Source organism: Mesorhizobium sp. M0664 (assembly GCF_040320565.1).
Lineage (GTDB): Bacteria > Pseudomonadota > Alphaproteobacteria > Rhizobiales > Rhizobiaceae > Mesorhizobium.
Genome location: NZ_JAMYPW010000007.1, coordinates 44,473 through 68,086, shown reverse-complemented (window position 1 = coordinate 68,086; position 23,614 = coordinate 44,473). Strand labels below are relative to the sequence as shown.

At 63.4% G+C, this 23,614-nt stretch carries 22 protein-coding genes; 13 read left to right on the top strand and 9 right to left on the bottom strand.

From position 1 onward, the window contains the following. Positions 1–109: 109 nt before the first annotated feature. Positions 110–475 carry a winged helix-turn-helix transcriptional regulator gene (locus tag NKI39_RS11040; RefSeq protein ID WP_352474516.1) on the bottom strand — a complete coding sequence of 122 codons (366 nt, stop codon included), beginning with the start codon at positions 473–475 and terminating at the stop codon, positions 110–112. Positions 476–583: 108 nt separating this feature from the next. On the opposite strand from NKI39_RS11040, the gene NKI39_RS11035 reads away from it, so the two are divergent. Both NKI39_RS11035 and NKI39_RS11030 read left to right on the top strand, forming a co-directional pair. Beyond that, complete coding sequence (locus tag NKI39_RS11035) at positions 584–1,288, top strand: glutathione S-transferase family protein (RefSeq protein ID WP_352831799.1); 705 nt, start codon at positions 584–586, stop codon at positions 1,286–1,288. Positions 1,289–1,431: 143 nt separating this feature from the next. Continuing rightward, on the top strand, positions 1,432–2,256 hold the full coding sequence (locus NKI39_RS11030; RefSeq protein WP_352831797.1) for a DUF2189 domain-containing protein: 825 nt from the start codon (positions 1,432–1,434) through the stop codon (positions 2,254–2,256). 6 nt (positions 2,257–2,262) lie between these two features. Here the strand turns inward: NKI39_RS11030 and NKI39_RS11025 are convergent, their stop codons facing one another. Beyond that, entirely contained in the window at positions 2,263–2,895 is a 633-nt protein-coding gene (locus tag NKI39_RS11025) for a LysE family translocator (protein WP_352831795.1), read from the bottom strand. A gap of 119 nt (positions 2,896–3,014) precedes the next feature. Further along, entirely contained in the window at positions 3,015–4,982 is a 1,968-nt protein-coding gene (locus NKI39_RS11020) for a pilus assembly protein TadG-related protein (RefSeq protein ID WP_502898559.1), read from the bottom strand. A gap of 337 nt (positions 4,983–5,319) precedes the next feature. Here NKI39_RS11020 and NKI39_RS11015 point away from each other — a divergent pair, with 337 nt between their 5' ends. Next, entirely contained in the window at positions 5,320–6,180 is an 861-nt protein-coding gene (locus NKI39_RS11015; protein ID WP_352503369.1) for a TIGR01459 family HAD-type hydrolase, read from the top strand. A 9-nt stretch (positions 6,181–6,189) separates the two neighbouring features. After that, on the top strand, positions 6,190–7,173 hold the full coding sequence (locus NKI39_RS11010; RefSeq protein WP_352569769.1) for a bifunctional riboflavin kinase/FAD synthetase: 984 nt from the start codon (positions 6,190–6,192) through the stop codon (positions 7,171–7,173). Between the two features lie 78 nt (positions 7,174–7,251). Here NKI39_RS11010 and NKI39_RS11005 read toward each other — a convergent pair whose 3' ends face one another. After that, entirely contained in the window at positions 7,252–7,806 is a 555-nt protein-coding gene (locus tag NKI39_RS11005; protein ID WP_352474525.1) for an HdeD family acid-resistance protein, read from the bottom strand. A 340-nt stretch (positions 7,807–8,146) separates the two neighbouring features. Continuing rightward, a complete protein-coding gene (locus NKI39_RS11000) occupies positions 8,147–8,707 on the bottom strand; it encodes a DUF2165 family protein (protein WP_352831792.1) in 561 nt (186 codons plus the stop codon). Positions 8,708–8,945: 238 nt separating this feature from the next. On the opposite strand from NKI39_RS11000, the gene NKI39_RS10995 reads away from it, so the two are divergent. Together NKI39_RS10995 and NKI39_RS10990 are read left to right on the top strand one after the other, a co-directional pair. Further along, entirely contained in the window at positions 8,946–9,851 is a 906-nt protein-coding gene (locus NKI39_RS10995) for an alpha/beta hydrolase (protein WP_352831790.1), read from the top strand. A gap of 198 nt (positions 9,852–10,049) precedes the next feature. Continuing rightward, entirely contained in the window at positions 10,050–10,853 is an 804-nt protein-coding gene (locus tag NKI39_RS10990) for a MipA/OmpV family protein (RefSeq protein ID WP_352831789.1), read from the top strand. A gap of 3 nt (positions 10,854–10,856) precedes the next feature. Here the strand turns inward: NKI39_RS10990 and NKI39_RS10985 are convergent, their stop codons facing one another. Continuing rightward, positions 10,857–11,291, bottom strand: a complete 435-nt coding sequence (locus NKI39_RS10985; protein WP_352490216.1) for an RES family NAD+ phosphorylase — start codon at positions 11,289–11,291, stop codon at positions 10,857–10,859. 3 nt (positions 11,292–11,294) lie between these two features. Continuing rightward, a complete protein-coding gene (locus tag NKI39_RS10980) occupies positions 11,295–11,696 on the bottom strand; it encodes an Xre family toxin-antitoxin system antitoxin (RefSeq protein WP_352831787.1) in 402 nt (133 codons plus the stop codon). Between the two features lie 336 nt (positions 11,697–12,032). Here NKI39_RS10980 and ileS point away from each other — a divergent pair, with 336 nt between their 5' ends. Next, entirely contained in the window at positions 12,033–15,023 is a 2,991-nt protein-coding gene (gene ileS, locus NKI39_RS10975) for an isoleucine--tRNA ligase (RefSeq protein WP_352831785.1), read from the top strand. Between the two features lie 195 nt (positions 15,024–15,218). Then, complete coding sequence (locus tag NKI39_RS10970) at positions 15,219–15,899, top strand: hypothetical protein (RefSeq protein WP_352458053.1); 681 nt, start codon at positions 15,219–15,221, stop codon at positions 15,897–15,899. A 72-nt stretch (positions 15,900–15,971) separates the two neighbouring features. Here the strand turns inward: NKI39_RS10970 and NKI39_RS10965 are convergent, their stop codons facing one another. Further along, a complete protein-coding gene (locus tag NKI39_RS10965; RefSeq protein ID WP_352831783.1) occupies positions 15,972–16,424 on the bottom strand; it encodes a nucleoside deaminase in 453 nt (150 codons plus the stop codon). Positions 16,425–16,500: 76 nt separating this feature from the next. Between NKI39_RS10965 and NKI39_RS10960 the strand changes: the two genes are divergently transcribed. The 5 genes from NKI39_RS10960 (at position 16,501) to NKI39_RS10940 (ending at position 22,808) form a co-directional block, all read left to right on the top strand. After that, positions 16,501–18,402, top strand: coding sequence for a pseudouridine synthase (locus NKI39_RS10960; RefSeq protein ID WP_352831781.1), 1,902 nt, complete (start codon positions 16,501–16,503; stop codon positions 18,400–18,402). Then, entirely contained in the window at positions 18,383–18,937 is a 555-nt protein-coding gene (rsmD, locus tag NKI39_RS10955; RefSeq protein ID WP_352475003.1) for a 16S rRNA (guanine(966)-N(2))-methyltransferase RsmD, read from the top strand. Before NKI39_RS10960 ends, rsmD begins: the two co-directional genes overlap by 20 nt. A 97-nt stretch (positions 18,938–19,034) precedes the next feature. Then, positions 19,035–20,399 carry a M16 family metallopeptidase gene (locus NKI39_RS10950; RefSeq protein ID WP_352831779.1) on the top strand — a complete coding sequence of 455 codons (1,365 nt, stop codon included), beginning with the start codon at positions 19,035–19,037 and terminating at the stop codon, positions 20,397–20,399. Positions 20,400–20,589: 190 nt separating this feature from the next. Continuing rightward, positions 20,590–21,948 carry a M16 family metallopeptidase gene (locus NKI39_RS10945; protein WP_352831854.1) on the top strand — a complete coding sequence of 453 codons (1,359 nt, stop codon included), beginning with the start codon at positions 20,590–20,592 and terminating at the stop codon, positions 21,946–21,948. Beyond that, the gene (locus NKI39_RS10940) at positions 21,945–22,808 is read left to right on the top strand and encodes a patatin-like phospholipase family protein (protein ID WP_352770851.1); all 864 of its coding nucleotides are present in this window, start codon (positions 21,945–21,947) and stop codon (positions 22,806–22,808) included. Before NKI39_RS10945 ends, NKI39_RS10940 begins: the two co-directional genes overlap by 4 nt. Positions 22,809–22,976: 168 nt before the next feature. Here the strand turns inward: NKI39_RS10940 and NKI39_RS10935 are convergent, their stop codons facing one another. Next, positions 22,977–23,513, bottom strand: coding sequence for a dihydrofolate reductase family protein (locus NKI39_RS10935; RefSeq protein ID WP_352831777.1), 537 nt, complete (start codon positions 23,511–23,513; stop codon positions 22,977–22,979). Positions 23,514–23,614: the final 101 nt, after the last annotated feature.

Genomic DNA, 23,614 nt, shown 5'->3' with positions numbered 1-23,614 from the left:
GGCGCGCCCCATAGCCGGTCGCCTTGGTCTTGCGGAATCTAATGTATGAACGGCTTGGAGCGCTCTGGGCTCTCGCCGGCAGTTCTTTGCCGCGGTGATCGCCGGTCGGCTATTCCGCCGCCACGAGTTTGGTTTCCGGCGTCGATGTAGCCCGGTCGGCCCGATCGTCCTCGGTATCTTCCCACCAATCGCCCAGGGCGTCGATGAGTGGCACAAGTTTGAGACCGGGCTCCGTGAGGTCGTAATCCACGCGAAGCGGATAGCCGGTACGCGCCGTTCGCCGCACGATCCCGGCTTCCTCCAGCTTGCGCAGTTCCAGGGCCAGAATGCGGTGCGAAACTGTCGGGTTGTCACGCCTCAAATCGCTGAAGCGCTTGGTCCCGTCCTTGAGGTAGTAGAGCAGCAAGGTGGGCCAGCGACCGCTGAGCACACGCATAGTCTCCTCGATCGGGCAGCGTGAGACGACATCTTTCATGGCGGGGACCTGGTTACAGAATAGTGCGTAATTTACATGGGGCGACCAGCGTTTAGGGTCAAGTTTCGCTGCGCAGCGTAATCCCTAAATCATGGAAGAGACAAAGAAATGGAACCTATTCTCCTTTACGGCTTCCCGCTGGGAAGTTCGATGGGGCTTGTCGCTGCATTTGAACGCGTCGGACAACCCTACCGCCTGTGTCGCGTCGATATGCTCACTGAGATGAAGAACGACGCCTATGCCAGCATCAACGGTCGTCAGGAAACACCGGTGTTGATCACGGACGAGGGCAGGGTGCTCACCGAGACCATGGCGATTGCCGCCTGGCTCGAAGCCCGCGATACGCAACGCCGTATCAGCTTCGATCCTCGCTCGCCGGAGGGCGACCGGATGCATCAGCTGATGGCTTTCGTGAACACCGGTTTCACCGCCGCTTTCACCCCGCTCTGGGCCGCATATGAAATGGAGTCGGCCGAACCGATGCAGCTGGCGACCTTGCGTGATTTCGGCCGCAAGGTCGTTACCAACCGCCATGACCAGCTCGAGGCGATGATCCTCGACACGGATTTCCTGGTCGGCGACCGGCCGACGCTTGCCGATACCACGCTGATGGGCGTAGCGCGCTGGGCGGAGTTCCACCAGGCGGTCGACGGCGCCGCTTATCCCAGGCTGGCGGCGCTACGCCGCCGCATCGAAGCCGATCCGGCCGTGCGATACGCGCTCGCTGTCGAGGCTGGCGAAAAGCCCGCCGGGTCCGGCGCTTGCCTCGGTCACGTGCCGCTGGCCGAGGTGATCAATCGCTTCGCGGCCTAATCCGCTCGTTCAGCCGCCCGGCGCCCCGGCGCCGGGCGGTGGCGACAAGCACGCCGAGATCGGCTATCATACGGGCGTTCTTGAAGTGGCAGCTGCGGGCGGCCATCCTGGCGGTGACCGCTCCGACACACGGGAGAAAGGTTATGGCCGGCTTTCATGTCATGGCGGACGCACGTGGAATGCATGTACAGCCCACGGTGCGCCGCATCAGCACCGAGGATCTGATCGATGCGCTCCGTCTCGGCGTAGAGGATTTCTGGGCCAAGCCGTCGCATTATGTGTTCCTGTGCCTGATCTATCCGGTGGTCGGCCTGATCCTGACGCAGTGGACGTCGGGCTCGAACGCCATCCAACTCATCTATCCGCTGATGTCCGGCTTCGCTTTGGTCGGTCCGTTCGCCGCTATCGGCCTTTACGAAATCAGCCGCCGGCGCGAGTTCGGCATGGATACATCCTGGTGGCATGCGCTCGACGTGCGCCACTCGCCGGCGCTGCCCGCGATTGCAGTCATCGGTATCATGCTGGTGGTACTGTTCCTGCTCTGGCTGTTCACCGCGCAATCGATCTACACCAGCCTGTACGGCAATCAGCCTCCGGCCTCTATCGTCGGCTTTATTCGCGAAGTGCTGACGACCAGCAAGGGCTGGACACTGATCCTGCTCGGCAACCTGGCCGGGTTCGCCTTCGCCGCGATCGTGCTGGCGACGACTGTCGTCGCCTTTCCGCTGCTGCTCGACCGCGATGTCGGCGCGGTCTCGGCAGTCGAGACGTCGGCGCGCGCAGTTATGACAAACCCGCTGCAGATGGCGCTGTGGGGCCTGATGGTCGCCATACTCCTGGTCATCGGCTCGATCCCGCTATTTGCCGGGCTTGCCGTCGTCATGCCCATCCTTGGCCACGCGACCTGGCATCTCTACCGCAGGGTGGTCGAACCGGAGCGGGCACAGCAGGTCAGGCGGCCGATGTAGGCCCGATCAGCGTTGCGCGTCGGTTGCCATCTTGACGGCCAGCGCGGTCAGCACCGTGCCTATCATCCAGCGCTGGATCACCAGCCATAGCGGCCGCCCGGCGAGGAAGATGGCGATCGAGCCGGCCGTCACCGCGATGATGGCGTTGACGGTCAGGCTGATCGCGACCTGCGTGGCACCGAGCACCAGAAGCTGCGACAGCACGTGGCCTTTGCCGGGGCCGATGAATTGCGGCAGCAGCGACAGATAGAGCACTGCCACCTTCGGGTTGAGCAGGTTGGTCATCAGGCCCATGGCGAACAGCTTGCGCGGCCTGTCTCTCGGCAGTTCGCGGATCTGGAAGGGCGAGCGCCCACCGGGCTTCACCGCTTGCCAGGCGAGCCACAGCAAATAGAGCGCGCCGGCAAGGCGCAGCACATCATAGGCAAAGGGCACGGCGAGCAGCAACGCGGTGATGCCGAACGCCGCCGACAGCACGTAGAACAAAAAACCGAGCGCCACGCCGCCCAGCGAGATCAGTCCGGCCTTCGGCCCTTGCGACAGCGAGCGCGAGATCAGATAGATCATGTTCGGGCCGGGCGTCAGCACCATACCGAGGCAGACCAGCGCGAAGGCAAGATGGTTGGCGGGTTCAGGCAAGAGCGCATCTCCGGTGGGGACACTCACCACATGCTTCCATCACCCGCAAGGGCATGGCGGCAGGAGCCTTTGCGCCAGCGCGCCGGGCCCCCCTGCCTTAGTCGCCAATCCCATCGCCTTCAGCCGACGATGCGCAGGTTCGACAATTCGTTGGCGATTTCCTTGAAATTGTCGGACAGCGTCGCGCCCGTCGCATTCCAGAACAGCTTGGCCGGCTTGCTCGGGTCCGCCGGATCCTTGCGGAAGCGCGAATCCGAGGAACACGCCTTCAGCGCATCGATTGCCTTCTTGTCGCCGGCATCCGTAGGCGACAGGTCGAGCGCCACCGTCATCACCAGAATGTTCGAATTCTTTGCGTTGGCGCAGAGCGTTTTCATCTGCTCGTCGAGTGCTGCCGTGTAGTTGGCACCGGTATAGGTGGTCTTGCCGATATCGGTGCTGGTATTCATAAACAGGCGGGTTACGCTTCCAGATCCCGGATAGGTCAGGCCAGTGTAGCCGTAGGCGGCGTAGGTCGACCTGTTGTTGGCGTAGCTGCCGTCGCTGACGGCGCTATAGGTATTGGCTCCGTCGGTCAGCACCACGACCACCTTGTCGTTGCCCCTCTCGCTGTTCGGCCGACCATCGGTGAACGGTGGGTTGCTCGATACAGTTCGCCAGCCCCAGGCAAGTCCCTCCGGCACGTTGGTGTTGCCGTTCGGCGCCATGGCGTCGATGGCGTCCTTGATTTCCTGCTTCTGTGCGTCCTGGCTGACGTCCTTCAACGGCGTGATCGGGTTGGTGGTGCAGGAGGAATTCGGCCCATCGCCCGCGGCTGCGGATTGCGAACCGTATGGTTTTACCAGGAAATATTTGCGCATGTCAGACTGGCGCTGGGAAGCGGTAGGACCGGCGACATAGGGCCAATCGGCCCACCAGTTGTTGCCGTAATTGTAGGACGTGCTGATGACGTCGTTGATGCCGTCACGGTTGAAATCAAGCCACAGAGTGCCAGCCTCATCCGGGGCGAACATCGGCACGAAAAGCGTGGCCGGCGCGGCTGTATCGGGCGTGGTGTCGTCGACATTGTAGGGATATGGCCGTGCTTCGACGCAACCTTGCCAGCTCGCATAGCGGCTTGTGGTGTAGATATATTCCGGTGCGCTCCAGTGGCCGTACTGGCAGGTGCCGTTCTTCTTGTATGTGTCGCAGACATATTGCTTCGAATTGGGTACCTCTTCGCGGCCCGATTCGACCGTCATGTCGGCGTAGAGGCTGAAACGCGTCAGCGGCTGGTCCTTGGTCTCGCCCCAGCCGGTGCCGCGCTTGTACCAGACGCCGTTGAGCTTCTCGGCATATTTGTCCGGATTGTTGGCGGCACTCATCGTCGTCCAGTCGAAATCCTCGTGCTGGATCGGGGACATGCCGTCCTGATCCATCCAGCCGTCCTGGTCGTGGGTAGGGCCGACATTGACCGAGGCCGCAAACGGCACGAGAGAAAACTGCACCGGTTTGGTGATCTGCTTCATCTGCTGCGCCTGAAGCGCCAGCGTATCGACAAGCTGCTTGGCGGCCGACTTCAGCAGGTTTATTCGCTTCTCGCCGGTGCCGGAGCCGAGATCACTCATCGAGCCGGAATTATCCAGCACAAGCGCGACTTCGAGGGTGTTCTTGAGGCGGAGTTCCGAACATTCGGTGAAGGTCGTGTCACTTGCCGTGCCGCCGATCAGCAGGCTGGCGGCCGGTAGAAAATAGGGGTGGAAGGTGAGGCTGGCGCAGAGCTTCAGGGTGCCGCCGCCGGCATTGTTGTTGGGCAGCGTGACGGTCAGCGCTGTATTCGCCGGGTCGATACGTGCGAGATTGGTTTCGAAAAATGTCTTGGCGTAGGCCTTGACGTCGTTGTCGCTGGCGCCGGCAACGATCTGCTGGGCGGCGGCGAGGCCGGCCGCATCAAGGGCGTTCAGCGTTTCGTGCTTTTGGCGCAGCAACTCCCCGTAATCGACACTGAGCGCCAGACCGGCCATCAGTGGCACAATGGTGATTGCAGTCATTAACGAGTAGTTGCCACGTCTGTCGTGTCGGAATTCTCCGACTATTGCCTTCAGCATTCCCGCCCGCCCCATTTTTCCCGGACGATGCCACGCATTTTTAAATTTCCGATTGCTGAAATACGTTCAAGGCCGGTACGGGTTTTCAATCCCTGTTAACCACGCGTCCGCAATCGGCAATGCTGCTTCGAGCTTCCCGCGGCAAAGCCTCTAAAAAAGGGGATAAGGCGCTGGAAAAGAAAAGCTTTCACCTCGCGTCCTCGCCGGCGTCCCCGTGCCACAATCTTGCGGCGCTATGAAAGCTGGTGACAGGGTGAAGCGCTTCGGTTAATCCCAACCGGTCGCGGCGGACCGTCGGTCGCGGCGCTTGCAAGCATCATGGTACAGGGACAACGGCATGGCGGATTCGCCCGACATCATCGGTTCGCTCGCAGACTTGTCGGGAGCCTATTCAGCCATCCTGTGCGACGTCTGGGGCGTGGTGCACAACGGCGAATGGCATTTCCCGGCGGCGGCTGCCGCGCTGATCGCTGCTCGCGCGGCGAAAATACCTGTCGTGCTGATCACCAATTCGCCGCGTCGCAGCGCCGACGTGGTGGCGCAGATGAACGCCATCGGCGTTCCTCCCGCCGCCTACGACCGTGTCGTGACGTCCGGCGACGTTACCCGCGACCTGATCGCGGAAGGGCCGCGAAAGATCTTCCACATAGGCGCCGATCGGGATTTCACGCTCTATGAGGGCCTCGACGTCGAACTCGTCGAGGAGTTCGAAGCATCCGGCGTGGTCTGCACTGGCCTGTTCGATGACGAGGTGGAGAAGCCGGAGGATTATGCCGATCTTCTGCTGCGGCTGCGTGCCAGGAACCTGCCCTTCATTTGCGCCAATCCCGACATCGTCGTCGAGCGCGGCGAACGCATGATCTGGTGCGCGGGCGCTTTGGCCCGCGAATACGCACAGCTTGGCGGACGCACGCTGATCGCCGGCAAACCCTACGCGCCGGTCTATGATGTCGCCATGAAGGAGATCGCCGTCATTCTCGGCCGCCCGGTCGAGCGTTCGCAAGTTCTGGCCATCGGCGACGGCATGATGACCGACATCAAGGGCGCGGCCGACAATGGCTTCGACGTGCTCTACGTATCGGGCGGCATCCATGCCCGTGATTACGGTGAGACGCTGCAGCCGGATCCGGCCAGGCTCGCGGCCTTCCTGGAAAAATATGGCTACAGGCCGGTCGCGGTGATTCCCAGGCTGCAATAGGTTCAAGCCATGACGGCCATGTTCGAACGCATTTCCGCAACCGCACCGCTGCCGGCCCATCTGCGCGGCGGCGTGGTGGCTATCGGCAATTTCGACGGCGTCCACCGCGGCCACCAGGCGGTGCTCGAACGCGCGCGCGCCGAAGCGGAGCGTCGAGGCGTACCCGCCCTGGTGCTGACCTTCGTACCGCATCCGCGAAAGGTGTTCAGGCCGGACATGCCGTTGTTCGTGCTGACGCCGCCGCCGATGAAGGCGCGGCTGTTGTCGCATCTGGGCTTTGCGGCGCTGGTCGAGCAGCCGTTCACACGCGAGTTCGCCTCCTTGTCGGCGGAGGCTTTCGTCACCGGCGTGCTCGAGCGCAACCTCGGCATAAGCCACGCCGTCACCGGCTTCGATTTCCATTTCGGCAAGGACCGCCAGGGCGGCCCGGCCTATCTGATGGCTGCCGGCGAGCGCCACGGCTTCGGCGTCACGCTGGTGGATGCGTTTCGCGACGAAAGCGCCGAGGTGGTGTCGTCGAGCCGCATACGCACGCTGCTGTGCGAGGGCAATGTGGCCGAGGCCGCCGGTTTGCTCGGCTACCGTTTCACCGTCGAGGCGGAGGTGATCGGCGGCCAGCAGCTCGGCCGGACACTCGGCTTTCCGACCGCAAACATGAGGCTTTCGCCGGAAGTCACCCTCAATGAAGGGATTTATGCCGTCCGCTTCCGCCGCGCCGACGGTTCGCTACACGATGGCGTCGCCAGCTTCGGCCGCCGGCCGACGGTCGACGACAATGGCGCGCCATTGCTGGAGACCTTCGTCTTCGACTTTTCCGGCGACCTCTACGGCGAGATTTGTGCCGTGTCCTTCTTCGGCTACCTGCGCTCGGAGGTGAAGTTCGACGGGCTTGACGCGCTGGTCGCCCAGATGAAGCGCGACGAGGCCGAGGCGAAGGCACTGCTCGCCGGCGTCAGGCCGCTTTCCGGGCTGGACGCGGCCATAGCTTTTTAGAGCACGGTCCCGAACCGAAGGTCAGCGAAGCAAAAAATGGGAACCGGTTTTCCGATTAAGATCATGCTCAACCAGAATTTATCTCTTCAGCGCCAAGCCAAGGGCGATGAAGCTCCAGCCCTGGAAGATCAGGTCGACGGCCAGGAACAGGCCCAGCACCCACACGCTGTTGACCGGCCAGCCCATGGCGATGACCAGTCCCGCCAGCGCGCTGATGACGCCGGCCGCGACCACCCAGCCCCAGCCCGGCTGCGGCCGGTGGCTGTAGCCTACCCAGGCCCTGAGCACGCCTGAGGCAAGCAGCGCGACCGCCAGGAGGAAGGTCAGCACCGTCGAGGCGAGGACCGGATTGTCGAAGGCGAAGAAGCCGGCGACGGCGTAGAGGAGGCCGCTGAGCAGCCAATAGAAGAAGCGGCCCCATGTCTTCACGCCGAAGGCATGGATGATTTCGACAATGCCGGCCATCAGCATCAGCCAGCCCACGACAAAGACCGAGGCGACGGTTGCGATGAACAGATTGCCGAAGGCAATGCCGCCGAAGACAAGCAGCAGCACCCCGAGCGCGACGAACCATCCCCATTTCGCCCGCGTCTGGCTGATCGCATCTTTCAAGGCATCGCCGTGCAGTGTCATCGCCCTCTCCCTCAAGGCTACTTGGCCTTTTTGTCGGCTTTGAAGGTAACGCCGATAGGCCTTCTCGTAAAGCGAGCAGGCTGTGAGGGTCACACCCATGCTCGGGCGGTACGCCTGCGAGACGTCTGCTTTTGGCAAGAGCAGCCGCTGCGAGTTCATTTCCGTGAAACGTGGGCTTGCGCCCTCAGGCCAAACCGTGGTCACGCCGAGGTTTAGTTGGAGAATAGCTCCTGTCCGTAAAGCGGCCGCAACGTCGAGCTATGATACAGAGCCAAACCTCCAAACGCCGCGCAACGCCGGTCGCATCAGCATCCGCATGTCACAACCTTGCGTCGAGGTCTCAGTAATCGCCGCCCTCGCGATGCAGCGTCGCGAGGATTAGCCCGAGCGCGTTGGGCAAGAAGTAGATTGTTCCGCCGAGCTGGTTCGAGAGCGGCATGGTCTTGGCTTCCCATGACAGGAAATAGTCGCCGGCGATCACCGTGAAGCCGATGCCCCACACCAGGATTGCGCACAGGCAGCCCAACATCATCCATGCCTTGCCATGAGCGAAATCGGCGCTGCTGCCAACCACCTTGCGCAGCATAAGCACAACCCCGATCAGTCCGAATATCCCCGCCAGGATCTCGACGGCCATGATGCCGACGAGTGCCACAGGGGCAGCCCATGGCATGGTGATGGCACGCCATTGCTGCCATGGGTTGCCGTAGGTGTTGGTCATTTCGATCGTCGGCTTCACGGCATTCACCAGAGTGTCTTTGAAGTCGGTTGCATCGTTCAACAGACCGAGAAAACCCCACAGGGTGGGGAACAGCGCCATCACGATCAGCCCCAATCGTCCTACGCTGTGCGGATTGACAAGCCGCTCGGCAGTGGTTCCGGCATACGAATTGTCCGGCATCGGAATTCCCCCTCTTTTGAACCTTGCACCGTCGAGCAAATCGAAAATTGGCTGACACGGCAGCGCACCGCCAAATATGGCACGGACGTCGGGCGATTTCTCGCTGATGCTGATCGGGCTGATCGCAAGATGATCGTGGCGCTGGTTCGTCGCTGTATTTGCAAGCGGGCAATCGTTATCTTGTCGATGACGTTTGGCTGTTCGCCTTTCTCGGCGCTTGGCAAGACTGGGGGAGCAAATGGGCGATGTGGACGAACACCTCGATCTGACAGAGATCAACGCCGTCCGCAGGCTGTTGACGTCAAAACCACGAACGGTCCGCTGGGACGAACGCCGGGCGCGGCTCGACGAAGTCGGTTCGGTCTGGCCGGTCGCGGAGGACATCCGATGCGAGCGCGTGGTTTTCGATGGCCTTGAGGGAGAGTGGTCTCTGGCGCCTGGGAGTGACAGGGATAAGGTTCTGCTCTTTTTCCACGGTGGTGGCTACTGCTCCGGCTCCCTTAAAAGTCATCGTCGAATGGTTACCGAGGCAGGTCGGGCAATGGGAATGCGCACCCTTGCGATCGACTATCGCCGCGCACCGGAACATCCTTTCCCTGCGCAACATGAAGACGCACTCACCGCATGGCGCTTTCTGAGCCGGCAAGGCATCGCGTCGGATCGCATCGTGGTTGGCGGAGACAGTGCGGGCGGCAACCTCACTCTGTGCCTGGTCAGTATATTGCGCACGGCAGGCGAGCCGTTGCCGCGATGTCTTTGGCTGGTTTCGCCCTGGACGGACCTTTCGATGTCCGGCGCGACATTATCAACCAAGGACGCAATCGACCCTATCATCCACCGGGCGTATTTGGAGGAACTGGCAACGGCCTATGTTCCCAATGGCGTTGGTCGGCGCGATCCGCTGATCTCGCCTTTGTTCGCCGATCTGAGCGGATTTCCCCCAATGCTGATACAAGCCGGTTCGGCCGAGACGCTGTTGTCGGACGCAACTCGGCTCGCCGAAGCCGCTGGCGCGGCTGACGTTAAAGTAGGTCTCGAAATTTGGCCGCATATGATTCACGCTTGGCCGGTTTGGAATGCGGGGTTGAGTGCCGGTCGCCGCGCTCTTCACAGCGCAGGCATGTTTGTCCGCGAATGTTTGTAACCCCTGCCGAGGCAACTGCTATCGTATTCCAAACACTTGATCTGGAATCTTGGTGCGCCAAACAATCGACTGCAACGCGGAACAGGCCGGCCAACGCGGCCAATGTTGCGGATATTAAGTCAAATTTTACCGAACTGGCGCCATGGCTTCAGTCAAGGCTGGTTGTATCCGCCAATGCGTTCGACGTATGGAGTAACGATGCGGTCTGTCCCGACGATCTTGGCCGCATTCATGCTCGGCACCTGCGGCGTTGCCAAGGCCGGCGAGGGCACCTTCGGCTGGCTGTCCGGAGACTGGTACCTGACCGTCGGTGCCACCGGCATGGTTGCTCCGAATTTCGAGGGCGGCAAGAAGTACCTGCTCAGTGCCTCGCCGATCATCTCGCTCGGCAAGGCTGGTCCCGCGGCGCGCTTCACCTCGCGCAACGACAATATTTCATTGGCATTGATCGACGATGGCGGCGTCCGCGCCGGCCTGACGGGCAAGTTCCTGTTTTCCCGCGACGGTGGTGACGCCGACGAATTGAAGGGTCTCGACCCGGTGCGCTGGGGCGGCGAGGCTGGCGGCTTCTTCGAATTCTATCCTTTGAATTGGCTGCGTGCCCGCGCCGAATTGCGGCACGGCATTCGCGCCCATAACGGTTTTGTCGCCGACATCGCCGCCGACGCCTTTTACGATGTGACGCCCGACGTCAGGATTTCGGCCGGACCACGCGTTTCGTTCGCCTCATCGGACTATTTCGACGCCTATTACGGCGTTGATGCCGAGGAGTCCCTGGCCTCGGGGCTCAGCGAATATCATCCCGGTGGCGGGGTGAAGTCGGCGGGCCTGGGCGGCGCGGTGACCTGGAAGGTGACCGAGCCGATGACGGCCAGTCTGTTCGGCGAATATTCCCGCCTGATGGGCCCGGCCGCCGATTCCAGCCTGGTCAAGGAGCGCGGCTCTAGGGATCAGTTCATGATCGGCGTGTCGACGACCTATCGCTTCGATTTCTCGATGTGATGTCTACCCCAGCAATCGCGTATCGATGGGATGCGTTGTGACCTCAACGATGTGGATGCCGTCGCGCGTCAGCAAATCTGGGTTGAAGAGATAGTTCCTTGTAAACGGGACGATCACACAAGGGACTTCCATAACCGCGTGCTTGGCTGTGGCGATAAAGTCCGTGCCGAGCCGCTGCGTCGTGGCCGTATCGTCCTTCCAGTCATCAGATAATTCCGGAGATGCAACGGTAACGCTGTCCGGCACTTCGATTTCCAGAAGCTGATAGGTCTGGGGCAGGTCTTCCGCGTCCACATGCACCAGAATTTCGAGAAGCGCTGTAGCTGGATGATCGGCGCAGTAGACGATCGGCGTCCCCATCACGTGCCAACGGCCGGCGCTGACCATGCCACCAGCGCCGGAGAGATCGGCGTAGCTGGAAATGCGCCACAACCGCATATGTTAGGCGAAAATGCCGTAATCGATGCGATGGAGCTCTTCTTCCACCAGGACGGCACCCGTCTCGGACTGCAAGAGGTTGATCGGTATCTCGTTGAGCACTCTGCTGCGCTTGCGTAACCAACGCTGCGCCTTTTCATGACTGCCGAAAACCCGGTCCGCCATCGCTGAAACCCGCTCAAGTCGCTGGACGCGGTCGGATTCGGCGATCGTCAGAGTCTCGTTTCGCTCTTTACGACGCGCCAAGGTCCGTCGCGGGCCAACGATCTTGTAGATTTCATCACTACTGAAGCCCCGTTGACGGAGCCCTTCGACCCTGGTGACATGAACAAGAAACCGTTCTGTCGCGGTATCGGGGATCGCGGTGTCGGCTTCTGGGCGAACCTTGATATGCAGACTAGACATGGGCTGGCTCCGCTGCCACTTGCCCCTAGACATAGGCGCAAGTGGCACATCGTGCAAGGAAAACCACGACAACAAACTAGCGACCATGATGCCCCCGACAGGAAACCGCCGAGAGTTCGGGCTTTTCAATATCGCCTGTGTCGGTTAAAAGCCCAGCCATGACGAGCTTTTCGCGCCTTCTCGCGACTGCGATACGAATTACAGGCCCGGTGTTCCGGGCGGCCTGACGGCCGCCGGAGCCGCCGGGAATCTTGCGCGCGGCCTCTCGCGCTTTTCCAGATCATGATAGTTCAACGCCCGGGCTCTTTTGCCGCCGGCAACGCATATGGCAGACGAATGACTGATACCGAGACCGCCGAGACGATCGATTATTCCAAAACGCTCTACCTGCCGCAGACGGATTTCCCGATGCGCGCCGGGTTGCCGGAAAAGGAACCGCTGCTGGTCAAGCGCTGGCAGGACATGGACCTTTACCGCAAGTTGCGCGAAGACGCAGTCGGTCGCGAAAAATACGTGCTGCACGACGGCCCGCCCTACGCCAATGGCAACATCCATATCGGCCACGCGCTGAACAAGATCCTCAAGGACGTCATCACCCGCTCGTTCCAGATGCGCGGCTATGACTCGAACTATGTACCCGGCTGGGATTGCCACGGCCTGCCGATCGAATGGAAGATCGAGGAGCAGTACCGCGCCAAGGGCAAGAACAAGGACGAGGTGCCGGTCAACGAGTTCCGGCAGGAATGCCGTGAGTTTGCGGCGCACTGGATCAAGGTGCAGGGTTCCGAATTCCAGCGGCTCGGCGTCGTCGGCGACTTCGACAATCCCTATACGACGATGGCTTTCCACGCCGAGGCGCGGATCGCCGGCGAACTGCTGAAATTCGCCATGTCCGGCCAGCTCTATCGCGGCTCCAAGCCGGTGATGTGGAGTGTGGTCGAGCGCACCGCGCTGGCCGAGGCGGAGGTCGAATACCAGGACTATGAGTCGGACACGATCTGGGCGAAGTTTCCGGTCGTCACCCTCGCTCGCCAGGTCATCAACATCGAGGATGGGCAGCCAGCCCTGGACCCCAAGCTGACGCAGACGTCGCTAGATCTGCTTGATGCCAACGTCGTCATCTGGACGACGACGCCGTGGACGATCCCCGGCAACCGCGCCGTCAACTACTCGCCGCGCATCAACTATGGTCTCTACGAGGTTACGGCGGCCGAGAACGCCTTTGGTCCTCAGCCCGGCGAAAAGCTGATCTTTGCCGAGAAGCTTGCGGACGACGCTGCCGCGAAGGCCAAGGTCACTCTGAATCGGCTTCGCAGCGTTGGCGCCGAAGAGCTTGAAAACCTTACGCTTGCCCATCCCCTCAAAGCTCTGGGTGGCGGTTACGATTTTCCCGTGCCGATGCTCGCCGGCGATCACGTCACCGACGATGCCGGCACCGGTTTCGTCCACACCGCGCCGGGACATGGCCGCGAAGACTTCGACGCCTGGATGGATGCTGCCTCTGATCTTCGCCAGTGTGGCATCGACACCGCGATCCCCTTCACCGTCGACGATGCCGGCTTCTTCACAAAGGACGCGCCGGGCTTTGGCCCGGACCGCGAGGGTGGAGCGGCGCGCGTCATCGACGACAATGGCAAGAAGGGCAACGCCAACCAGGCTGTCATCGACGAGCTGATCAAGCGCAACGCGCTGTTCGCGCGCGGCCGCCTGAAGCACTCCTATCCGCATTCCTGGCGCTCGAAGAAGCCGATCATCTTCCGCAACACGCCGCAATGGTTCGTCTATATGGACAAGGAACTTGGCGACGGCACGACGCTGCGCAGCCGCGCCCTGAAAGCCATCGACGATACCCGCTTCGTGCCCGCCGCCGGCCAGAACCGCATCCGCGCCATGATCGAGGAGCGCCCCGACTGGGTGCTGTCGCGCCAGCGCGCCTGGGGTGTGCCGATCGCCGTCTTTGCCGATGCCGACGGCAATGTGCTGCGCGACGAGGCAGTCAACCGGCGCATCATGGACGCCTTCGAGAAAGAAGGCGCCGACGCCTGGTTCGCCGCCGGCGCCAAGGAGCGGTTCCTCGGCAATCACGATGCCTCGAAATGGCAGCAGGTCATGGACATCCTCGATGTCTGGTTCGATTCAGGCTCGACGCATGCCTTCACGCTTGAGGACCGGCCCGACCTGAAATGGCCGGCCGACGTCTATCTCGAAGGCTCCGATCAGCATCGCGGCTGGTTCCACTCCTCGCTGCTCGAAAGCTGCGGCACCAGGGGCAGGGCGCCCTACGACACCGTCGTCACCCATGGCTTCACCATGGATGAGGAGGGGCGGAAAATGTCGAAGTCGCTCGGCAACACCGTCGTGCCGCAGGACGTCATCAGGCAGTCCGGCGCCGACATCTTGCGGCTGTGGGTGGTGACGACCGATTATTGGGAAGACCAGCGGCTCGGCAAGAACGTGCTGCAGACCAATATCGACGCCTACCGCAAGCTGCGCAACACCATCCGCTGGATGCTGGGCACGCTCGCCCACGACGATGGCGAGGAGGTGCCGCTGGATAAGATGCCTGAACTGGAGCGGCTGATGCTGCACCGGCTCGCTGAACTCGATGAGGTCGTACGCTCGGGCTACGACGCGTTCGAATTCAAGCGCATCACCCGCGCGCTGCTCGACTTCATGGTGGTAGAGCTGTCGGCCTTCTATTTCGACATCCGCAAGGATGCGCTTTACTGCGAAGCGCCTTCCAGCGTGAAGCGCAAGGCTTCCGTGCAGGTGGTACGCCATCTCTTCGACTGCCTGGTGAAATGGCTGGCGCCGATGCTGCCCTTCACCATGGAAGAGGCTTGGCTCGACCGTCATCCGGATGCGGTCTCCCTGCATCTCGACCAGTTCCCGGAAATCCCGGCGGACTGGAGGAACGAGGCGCTGGCGGAGAAGTGGCGTAAGGTGCGGCAGGTCCGCCGTGTCGTCACCGGCGCGCTGGAAATCGCCCGTGCGCAGAAGGTCATCGGCTCTTCGCTGGAAGCGGTGCCGGTCGTCACCCTCGACGATGCCGTGCTCGAAGCGGCGATCGCCGATGTCGACATGGCCGAGATGGCGATCACCAGCGATCTGGTTATCATGCACGGCAAAGCGCCGGCGGGCAGCTTTACCCTCGACGACGTCAAGGGCGTCGCCGTGGTCATCGAGAAGGCGGAGGACCGTGGCCTGGTGAAGTGCGCGCGCTCCTGGCGCTACACCGCCGATGTCGGCTCAGATCCGGAATTCCCGGATGTTTCGGCCCGTGACGCCGCTGTTCTGCATGAGCTGAAGGCTTTGAGCCGTCTTTAAGGCGGTGCACAAATGCCACGGCGGGCGGCCGATCGGCCCCCGCGCGTTGCCCTTAACGAGTGGTTGAGGTAAACACGCGAAACTCCGGACGACAAATTGTCGCCGGAATTCCGTCGGAAGAGCATAGGCGATGGGGACCGGACCTTTCTTTGGCCGGCGGCAATCGAGAGGCTGTCTACAGTGGGACTTTTTGGCATGACCGAGAGAACTTACGCGCGCGTTGCGCTGCTGGCGCCGCTTGTCGTATCGGGCCTCGCTTTGTCCGGCTGCATGGGCTCGCCCACTTACGGGACCGACAAGACCGCGGGCGCGCAGCTTGCCGGCGACCTCACCGGGGCTTTTTCCTTCGCACCCAAGCGCAAGGATAGTATCGACTACAAGCCGCGCCCCACGCTGGTGAAGCCAGGGCCGGGGCAGAAGGAAGTCTTGCCGCCGCCGCAGGAAAGCATCGAGACGGCGAGTGCCGAATGGCCCGAATCGCCGGAGCAGCGCCGTGCCCGCCTGCGCGCCGATGCCACCCTGCATCAGGACGACCCGGCCTACCAGGCGCAGGTCATCGATGACGTGCAGACGGATCCGGCGTCGGTCAAGGCCGCGCTGAAGCAGTCGGGCTCGAGCCACCCGCCAGCCTGGACTCCGGCCGATTCGGACAAGAGCCGCGCCGCGGAAATCATGCGCCGCCGGGCTGAAGGCAAACAGGGCGACCCGACCACCCGCAGATATCTGAGCGAGCCGCCGGTGCAATACCGCGCTGCCGCCGCCACCGCGCCGCAGGGTGACCTCGGCGAGGACGAGTACAAGAAGGAACGCCGCCTCAAGAGGGAGGCGGCCGCCAAGAGCAAGAGCGGCGGCATGTTCGACTGGCTGCCCTGGTAGACTGACGGCCCCAGAGACTTTCTGGCGTGGATTGCCTGGCTGGATTTGGATCTTCGGCCCCGACCAGAAAAATCACGGTCCGCGTCTCTCGCGAAAAAAGTCTTTCAGCAGTGCTGCTGCGTCATTCTCGGCCATGCCCGGATAGATGTCGGGTACATGGTGGCAGGTCGGTGACGTGAAGAAGCGAACGCCGTTGACCACTGCGCCGCCCTTCTCGTCGGCAGCACCGAAATAGAGCCGGCGCAGCCTGGCGAAGGAGATGGCGCCGGCGCACATGGCGCACGGCTCCAGCGTCACATAGAGATCGTGGCCGCTGAGCCGCTCGCTGGAAAGCTTGCGGCAGGCCTCGCGGATCGCCAGCATCTCGGCATGGGCGGTGGGATCGACGAACTCGCGGGTGCGGTTGCCGGCACTCGCAACGACCGTATCGCCGCCGACGACGACCGCGCCAACCGGCACCTCGCCACGCAGGGCGGCGGCTTCGGCTTCTTTAAGCGCCAGCGCCATGAAATCCCGCCGCTTCACGCGGTTTCCATTCCGATTATCTCCTCGCCACTAGAGCGCGATCCTGTTACTACCCGCGCAAACGAGCAAAGGCCACATGGACGACAAAAACAAGAAATTCCCGCGCAAGGCCGGCCCGAAGCCGGCGGGGCCGCGTGGTCGCGATGGCGCTCCCGGCAAGGGCGGCAAGCTGCCCTTCGGCGCCAAAAAACCTTACGCTCCGCGCGGCGACCGGCCGGCGGCGGCCGAAGGCGAACGGCCGAAGCGCGACTTCAAAGGCGGCGACAGGCCGTTCAGCAAAGGGCCGCGTCCAGAAGGCAAGCCTTATGAACAGCGCGAGGGTCCACGCAAGCCTTATGCGCCGCGCGGCGACCGGCCGGCAGCTGCCGAAGGCGAGCGGCCGAAGCGCGACTTCAAAGGCGGCGACAGGCCGTTCAGCAAAGGGCCGCGTCCGGAGGGCACGCCTTATGAAAAGCGCGAAGGTCCGCGCAAGCCTTACGCACCGCGCGGCGACCGGCCAGCAGCTGCCGAAAGCGAGCGCGGCGAGAGGCGTTTCGACCGTCCCAAGCGTGATTTTGGCGATCGACCGCAAGGGGCACAAAGGGCACAGGCGGCATCGGAAGGCGGCTTCAAGCCGCGCCCGCGTCGCGTCGAGGCAACGGAAGAAGCCGGCGAACGCATTGCCAAGCGGCTGGCGCGTGCCGGCCTGGCCTCGCGCCGCGACGCCGAGGAACTGATTGCGGCCGGCCGCGTCAAGGTCAATGGCAAGGTGTTGTCCTCGCCGGCCTTCAACGTCATGCCCGGCGACATCATCCATCTCGACGGCATGGAGATCCCGCCGATCGAGCGCACCAGGCTGTTCCTGTTCCACAAGCCGGCCGGCGTGGTCACGACAAACCGCGATCCCGAAGGCCGCAAGACCGTCTTCGATGTGCTGCCGCCCGGGCTGCCGCGGCTGATGACCATCGGCCGGCTCGACATCAACACCGAAGGCCTGCTGCTGCTCACCAATGATGGCGGCCTGTCGCGCGTGCTCGAACTGCCGGCGACCGGCTGGTTGCGACGCTACCGCGTGCGCGTTCACGGCAAGGTCGAGGAAAGCGCGCTTGCAGGGCTGCGCGAAGGCATTGCCGTCGACGGTGTCTTTTATGGCGCCATCGAGGCGACGCTCGACCGCGAGCAGGGTTCGAACGCCTGGCTGACACTCGGCCTGCGCGAAGGCAAGAACCGCGAGGTCAGGAACATCCTGGGCGCGCTCGGTCTCGACGTGACGCGGCTGATCCGCATTTCCTACGGGCCGTTCCAGCTCGACGATTTGCCGGAAGGCCATGTGCTGGAGATCAAGGGCCGCGTGCTGCGCGACCAGCTCGGCGAGCGCCTGGTCGAAGAGTCCGGCGCCAATTTCGATGCCGATATCGCCAAGCCGTTTTCCAACAAGCCGGTCAGGCGTGAGCGCGAAGAGGAGCCCGAGCGGCCGAAATTCACCCGCGACGGCGAACGCCGGCCGATCGGCGAGGGCGGCCTGATCAAGAACCGCAAGCGGCGCGAGGGCAGCCGCGACGAAGCGCTCGGCAAGCTGTCGACAAGCCCTGACAGGAGCTTTGGGCCAAAAAAGAGCTTTGGCGAGCGTGGCCCCAGACCTGAACGCAGCGACTTCGGGGACAAACCCCGCGGCGACAAGCCTCGTGGCGGCTTCGGTGGGAAAAAATCCGAACGCGAGCAGCGGCCGATCGAGCCGCCGGGCCAGCGCAAGGCCAATGTCTGGATGGCGCCGGGCGCACGGCCGATCGGCAAGGGCAGGGCGGAGGCAGACGCCGCCAAGGCGGCGGAAAACAAGGCGCGCAAGGCATCGTTCAAGCCGTCTTACGGCAAGCCCGGCGGCAAGCCGCAAGGCGGCGGTGCAAAGCCGTTCGGCAAACCGCGCGGCGAGCGCCCGGATGGCGGTGGCGACCGGCCGCGCGGCGGCCCGAAGGGAAGCAATGCGGATCGTCGGCGGTGAGTTTCGCGGGCGTCCGCTGGCGACGCCCCGCACCTTTGCCATCCGCCCGACCACCGACCGCACGCGTGAGGCGGTCTTCAACGTGCTGGCGCATCGCTTTCCTGAAAAACTGGACGGCGCGCGCGTGCTCGACCTGTTCGCCGGCACCGGCGCGCTCGGCCTCGAAGCGCTTTCGCGCGGCGCCTCCTACGCTGTCTTCATCGAAGAATCCGCCGAAGGGCGCGGCCTGATCCGCACCAATGTCGAGGCCTTCGGCCTCACCGGCCGCACCAAGATATTCCGCCGCGACGCGACGGGCTTGGGCGAGGCAGGCACCATCGCCGCATTCGGCCTTGTCTTCGCCGATCCGCCCTATGGCAAAGGCCTTGGCGAACGTGCGTTGCGCTCGGCCAAGGCCGGTGGTTGGCTCGCCCCTGGCGCGCTCTGCGTCGTCGAGGAAGCGGCGGCGGCGCCGTTCGAGGCAGGGCCGGGCTTTTCGGTTGTCGACGAGCGCAACTATGGCGAGACGGTCATCCGGTTCATCGAGGCCGCCTGAGTTCGGCTTCCACGGTGGCGCCTTCAAAATGACGAACAATTCGCTTTGCCTCGACCAGCAACCCCGCCTATCGTCCCACCACAAACCGGAGCCATCTATGACATTTCAGGCTGAATGGCTGCGCGGAACGCTCTTGGGACTGGCTCTGGTGATGGCCGCGCCGGCTCTGGCGGATAACAATCCTGACGATGGCGTGGTGACCGATTTCCTGCTCGACAACGGCATGGAGGTCGTCGTCGTCCCCGATCACCGCGCCCCCATCGTCACCCATATGGTCTGGTACAAGATCGGCAGCGCCGACGAGCCGCCGGGCAAGTCCGGCATTGCCCATTTCTTCGAGCATCTGATGTTCAAGGCGACCAGCACCCATGCGGCGGGCGAGCTCGACCGTGCCGTCGCCGCCATCGGCGGCTCGGACAACGCCTTCACCTCATACGACTACACCGCCTTTCACGAGACGGTGGTGCCGCAGGCGCTCGGTGAGATGATGGGCTTCGAGGCCGACCGCATGCGCAATCTCATCCTCAACGACGACGTCATCAAGACCGAGCGCGACGTCATCCTCGAGGAGCGCCGCTCCCGCATCGATAGCAGTCCGCAGGCGGTGCTCGACGAGGAGATCGACGCCACGCTGTGGCAGAACCAGCCCTACCGCATTCCGGTCATCGGCTGGATGCAGGAGATGGAGAAGCTGAACCGCACCGACGCGATGGCTTTCTACAACAAATATTATACACCCAATAACGCCGTGCTGGTGGTGGCCGGCGATGTCGAGCCGGAAACGGTTAAGGCGCTGGCCGAAAAGACCTTTGGCAAGATCGCGCGCGGCCCGGATCTGCCACCGCGCATCCGCCCGGTCGAGCCGGAGCAGAACACCAGGCGCACGGTGACGCTGACCGACGGGCGTGTCAGCGTGCCGAGCTTCACCACGCAATGGGTGGTCGCGTCCTATCACACGGCAAAGCCCGGCGAAGCCGAAGCGCTCGACGTGCTGTCCGAAATCCTCGGCGGCGGCAACCGCAGCCGGCTATACCAGGAGCTTGTCGTCAGGCAAGGCATCGCCGCCGAGGCCGGCGCCTTCTTCCAGGGCACCATGCTCGACGACACCAATTTCACCGTCTACGGCGCGCCGCGCGGCGATGCCAAGCTTGCCGACATCGAGGCCGCGGTCGACGCCGAGATCGCCCGCATCGCGAAAGACGGCGTCACCAGCGACGAGCTGGAAAAATCCAAGGACCGTTTCGTACGTTCGATGATCTTTGCCCGCGACAAGCAGGAGGACATGGCCAACATCTACGGCTCGACGCTCGCCACAGGCGGTAACGTCCAGGACGTCCAGCAATGGCCGGACCGCATCCGCAAGGTCACCGCCGACCAGGTCAAGGAAGTCGCTGCCCGCTATCTCAATCTCGACCACGCAACGACCGGCTATCTTCTGCCGCAAACCCAGGCTGGGAATTGATTTGATGATGAGTTTGAGCGTCGGCGCCGCCCCTCACCTGCCTGCCGGCATCCTCTCCCCGTATACGGACGGGGAGAGGGGCGCCGTCATCGACGGTTTCGCTAATCTTCAGCGTTTGCAGAGCGAGCGCCGGGACAGCGGCCAGCCCCTTCTCCCCGTCACTATACGGGGAGAAGTGCCCGGCAGGGCGATGAGGGGCGGCGCCGACCTTGGCAATTGGCGCGCCGGCCCTCTTCTGGCCACCCTCATTCTCTCCCTCGTCTTTCTCCTCCTGCCGGCGCTTTCCGCTCGCGCCGCCATGAACATCCAGGAGGTGACCTCGTCGAAGGGCATCACCGCCTGGCTGGTGGAGGATTATTCGGTGCCGATCGTCGCTATCCGCTTCGTTTTCGATGGCGGCGCGACGCAGGACCCGCCCGGCAAGGAAGGGCTTGCCAATCTGATGAGCGGCCTGTTCGACGAAGGTGCCGGCAACCTCGACAGCGAGGCCTTCCAGATCAAGCTCGACGACGTCGGTGCAGAGATGAGCTTCGAGGCGCAACGCGACGGCATCTACGGCTCGATGCGCATGCTGGCCGAGCAGCGCGACGGCGCCTTCGACCTGTTGCGCGTGGCGGTCAACCAGCCGCGCTTCGACCAGGTGCCGATCGACCGCATCCGCGCGCAGATCCTGTCCGGCATCATCGCCAACGAGCGTGATCCCGACACGCTCGCCCAACGTAAATGGCTGGAAGCGATCTACGGCAGGCATCCCTATGCGCGGCCCGACCAGGGCACCAGGCAAAGCATCGCGACGATCACGCCGGCCGATCTCGCCGCCTTCCACAAGGCGAATTTCGCCCGCGACGGCCTGCATGTCGCGGTGGTCGGCGCCATCGACGCCGAGACGCTGAAGCAGAAGCTCGACCTGGTGTTCGGCAGCCTGCCGGAAAAGCAGGCGCTGACGCCCGTTCCCGACATCGAGCTGAAGCTCGGCCAGCAGCTCGAGGTCGTTTACGACCAGCCGCAGGCCTCGCTGCAACTCGCCTATCCCGGCGTGAAGCGGAATGCGCCGCATTTTTTCGCCGCGGTGCTGATGAACGAGATCCTCGGCGGCGGCACCTTCACCTCGCGGCTGTTCGACGAGGTGCGCGAGAAGCGCGGTCTGGCCTACAGCGTCAGCTCCGACCTCGTCGACCACCAGCATTCCGAGGCGCTGTCCATCACCACCTCGACCCGCGCCGACAGGGCGGCCGAGACGCTGGCCGTGGTGCGCGACGTGGTCAAGCGCATGGCCGAGGAGGGGCCGACCGAAGCCGAGCTGGCGGCGACCAAGAAATACATGATCGGCGCTTATGCCATAAACAATCTGAATTCCTCCGGCGCGATCGCCTCAACGCTGGTCGAGATCCAGCTCGGCAAGCTCGGCATCGACTACATGCAGCGCCGCGCCGCCCTGATAAACGCGGTGACGCTGGACCAGGTGAAAGCGGTGGCGAAAAAGCTGCTCTCCGCCGAGCCGGCCGTCATGGTGGTCGGGCCGAAGCTCGGCGCGGCCAACAAGGGATGAGCCCTAGCTTCGGCATCGCCTTTGGCGGCGGCGGCGCGCGTGGGCTGGCGCATATCCATGTCATCGAGGCTCTGGACGAGCTGGGCATAAGGCCGGCAGCAATAGCCGGCTCGTCGATCGGCGCCATCATGGGCGCCGGCATGGCCTCGGGCATGACCGGCAAGGACATCCACGACTATACGCGCTCGATCCTCGGCCGCCGCGCCGAAGTGGCGACGCGCATGTGGCGGGCGCGGCCCGGCACTTTTGCCGAGGCGATGCAGGCCGGCCTACGGGTCAGCCAGTTCAATGTCGAGCGCATCCTCAAGGCGTTCCTGCCCGACGCCATTCCCGAGACCTTCGCCGAATTGAAGATACCGCTGAAGGTGACGGCAACGGACTTTTATGGCCACAAGCTCGCCGTGTTCGACGAAGGCGAGCTGCATTCGGCGCTGGCCGCCTCGGCGGCGATCCCGGCGGTGTTCCGCCCGGTGATGCGCGACGGCAGGCTGCTGATCGACGGCGGCATCTACAATCCCGTGCCGTTCGACCTGATCGAGCTCGACGCCGACATCATCATCGCCGTCGACGTGGTCGGCGCGCCGACCGAGGCCGGCCGCAAATTCCCGACCTCCGTCGACCTGATGTTCGGCGCCACGCAGCTGATGATGCAGTCGATCATCGCCAGCAAGCTGAACCAGAGCCGGCCCGACATTCTGATCCGGCCGGCCGTTTCGAAATACCGGGTGCTCGATTTCATGAAGGTCGAGGCGCTGATGGCAGAGACGGTGGCGATCAAGGACGAGCTGAAGCGCGAGATCGAGAAGGCGCTGAAGGCGCGGGAAGACGCTGCGGTCGAGGGCAGGCAGCGGACGGTGTAGGGGCGCTGCCAATCTCCCCCCTTGAGGGGGAGCGCCGAAGGCGACAGAGGGGGTCGTCTCGCGTAATGCGCCAACCACCCCACTGCCGCAAGAGAGGAGCCGAGCCCGGTCGAACCGCCCCCCTCTGCCCTGCCGGGCATCTCCCCCTCGAGGGGGGAGATTGGCTCATCACGCCATCCCAGCCGCATACTCCAGCGCCACCACGCCGTTGCTGAATTGCCTGGCCGAGATCAGCTCGAGCGGCAATTGCGCGCCGGGCGGGAACAGCAGCTTGCCCTGGCCGACGGCACCGGGGTAGCTGAGCAGGCGGATGCGGTCGGCCAGGCCGTGGCGCAGCAATTCCTGCGCGACGCTGAGGCTGCCATGCACATAGATGTTGCCGCCGCTGCCTTGCTTCAGCCCTCTGACCGCTTCCGGCAACGCGCCCTGCAGCAGCTCCGCCGGCTGCCAGTCGAGCGCCTGCAAGCTGGTCGAGGCGATATATTTCGGCAGCGCGTTGAAGCGGTCGGCGAAGTCTCCGGTCTCCTTGGGCCACGAGCCGGCAAAGATCTCATAGGTCGTGCGCCCCAACAGCATGGCGCCGCTATCGGCAAGCTCGTCGTCCTTGAACTTCTGCATCTCATCGTTCCAGGCCACGCTCGGCAGCTTCTCGACCTCGGCAATGCCATCGACGCTGATGAATTCGGTGATGATGAGTTTTCTCATGGCGGGTTCCTTTCTGGCAGGGCGGGCCTTACGCGACATGCGCCGTCAACTAGCGCAGCGCTTTTTCAGGGGGAGGGTTTTCCCTGTTCGCTTCCAAAGAC

Bases quoted from the DNA above. Each gene is read 5' to 3' on its own strand.
- NKI39_RS10990 (WP_352831789.1), top strand. From the start codon at position 10,050: ATGCGGTCTGTCCCGACGATCTTGGCCGCATTCATGCTCGGCACCTGC.
- NKI39_RS10985 (WP_352490216.1), bottom strand. From the start codon at position 11,291: ATGCGGTTGTGGCGCATTTCCAGCTACGCCGATCTCTCCGGCGCTGGT.
- NKI39_RS10960 (WP_352831781.1), top strand. From the start codon at position 16,501: ATGGACGACAAAAACAAGAAATTCCCGCGCAAGGCCGGCCCGAAGCCG.
- rsmD (WP_352475003.1), top strand. From the start codon at position 18,383: ATGCGGATCGTCGGCGGTGAGTTTCGCGGGCGTCCGCTGGCGACGCCC.
- NKI39_RS11000 (WP_352831792.1), bottom strand. From the start codon at position 8,707: ATGCCGGACAATTCGTATGCCGGAACCACTGCCGAGCGGCTTGTCAAT.
- NKI39_RS11040 (WP_352474516.1), bottom strand. From the start codon at position 475: ATGAAAGATGTCGTCTCACGCTGCCCGATCGAGGAGACTATGCGTGTG.
- NKI39_RS10950 (WP_352831779.1), top strand. From the start codon at position 19,035: ATGACATTTCAGGCTGAATGGCTGCGCGGAACGCTCTTGGGACTGGCT.
- NKI39_RS10945 (WP_352831854.1), top strand. From the start codon at position 20,590: ATGAGGGGCGGCGCCGACCTTGGCAATTGGCGCGCCGGCCCTCTTCTG.
- ileS (WP_352831785.1), top strand. From the start codon at position 12,033: ATGACTGATACCGAGACCGCCGAGACGATCGATTATTCCAAAACGCTC.
- NKI39_RS11030 (WP_352831797.1), top strand. From the start codon at position 1,432: ATGGCCGGCTTTCATGTCATGGCGGACGCACGTGGAATGCATGTACAG.
- NKI39_RS11015 (WP_352503369.1), top strand. From the start codon at position 5,320: ATGGCGGATTCGCCCGACATCATCGGTTCGCTCGCAGACTTGTCGGGA.
- NKI39_RS11005 (WP_352474525.1), bottom strand. From the start codon at position 7,806: ATGACACTGCACGGCGATGCCTTGAAAGATGCGATCAGCCAGACGCGG.
- NKI39_RS11010 (WP_352569769.1), top strand. From the start codon at position 6,190: ATGACGGCCATGTTCGAACGCATTTCCGCAACCGCACCGCTGCCGGCC.
- NKI39_RS11035 (WP_352831799.1), top strand. From the start codon at position 584: ATGGAACCTATTCTCCTTTACGGCTTCCCGCTGGGAAGTTCGATGGGG.
- NKI39_RS10980 (WP_352831787.1), bottom strand. From the start codon at position 11,696: ATGTCTAGTCTGCATATCAAGGTTCGCCCAGAAGCCGACACCGCGATC.
- NKI39_RS10995 (WP_352831790.1), top strand. From the start codon at position 8,946: ATGGGCGATGTGGACGAACACCTCGATCTGACAGAGATCAACGCCGTC.
- NKI39_RS10940 (WP_352770851.1), top strand. From the start codon at position 21,945: ATGAGCCCTAGCTTCGGCATCGCCTTTGGCGGCGGCGGCGCGCGTGGG.
- NKI39_RS10935 (WP_352831777.1), bottom strand. From the start codon at position 23,513: ATGAGAAAACTCATCATCACCGAATTCATCAGCGTCGATGGCATTGCC.
- NKI39_RS11020 (WP_502898559.1), bottom strand. From the start codon at position 4,982: ATGCTGAAGGCAATAGTCGGAGAATTCCGACACGACAGACGTGGCAAC.
- NKI39_RS10970 (WP_352458053.1), top strand. From the start codon at position 15,219: ATGACCGAGAGAACTTACGCGCGCGTTGCGCTGCTGGCGCCGCTTGTC.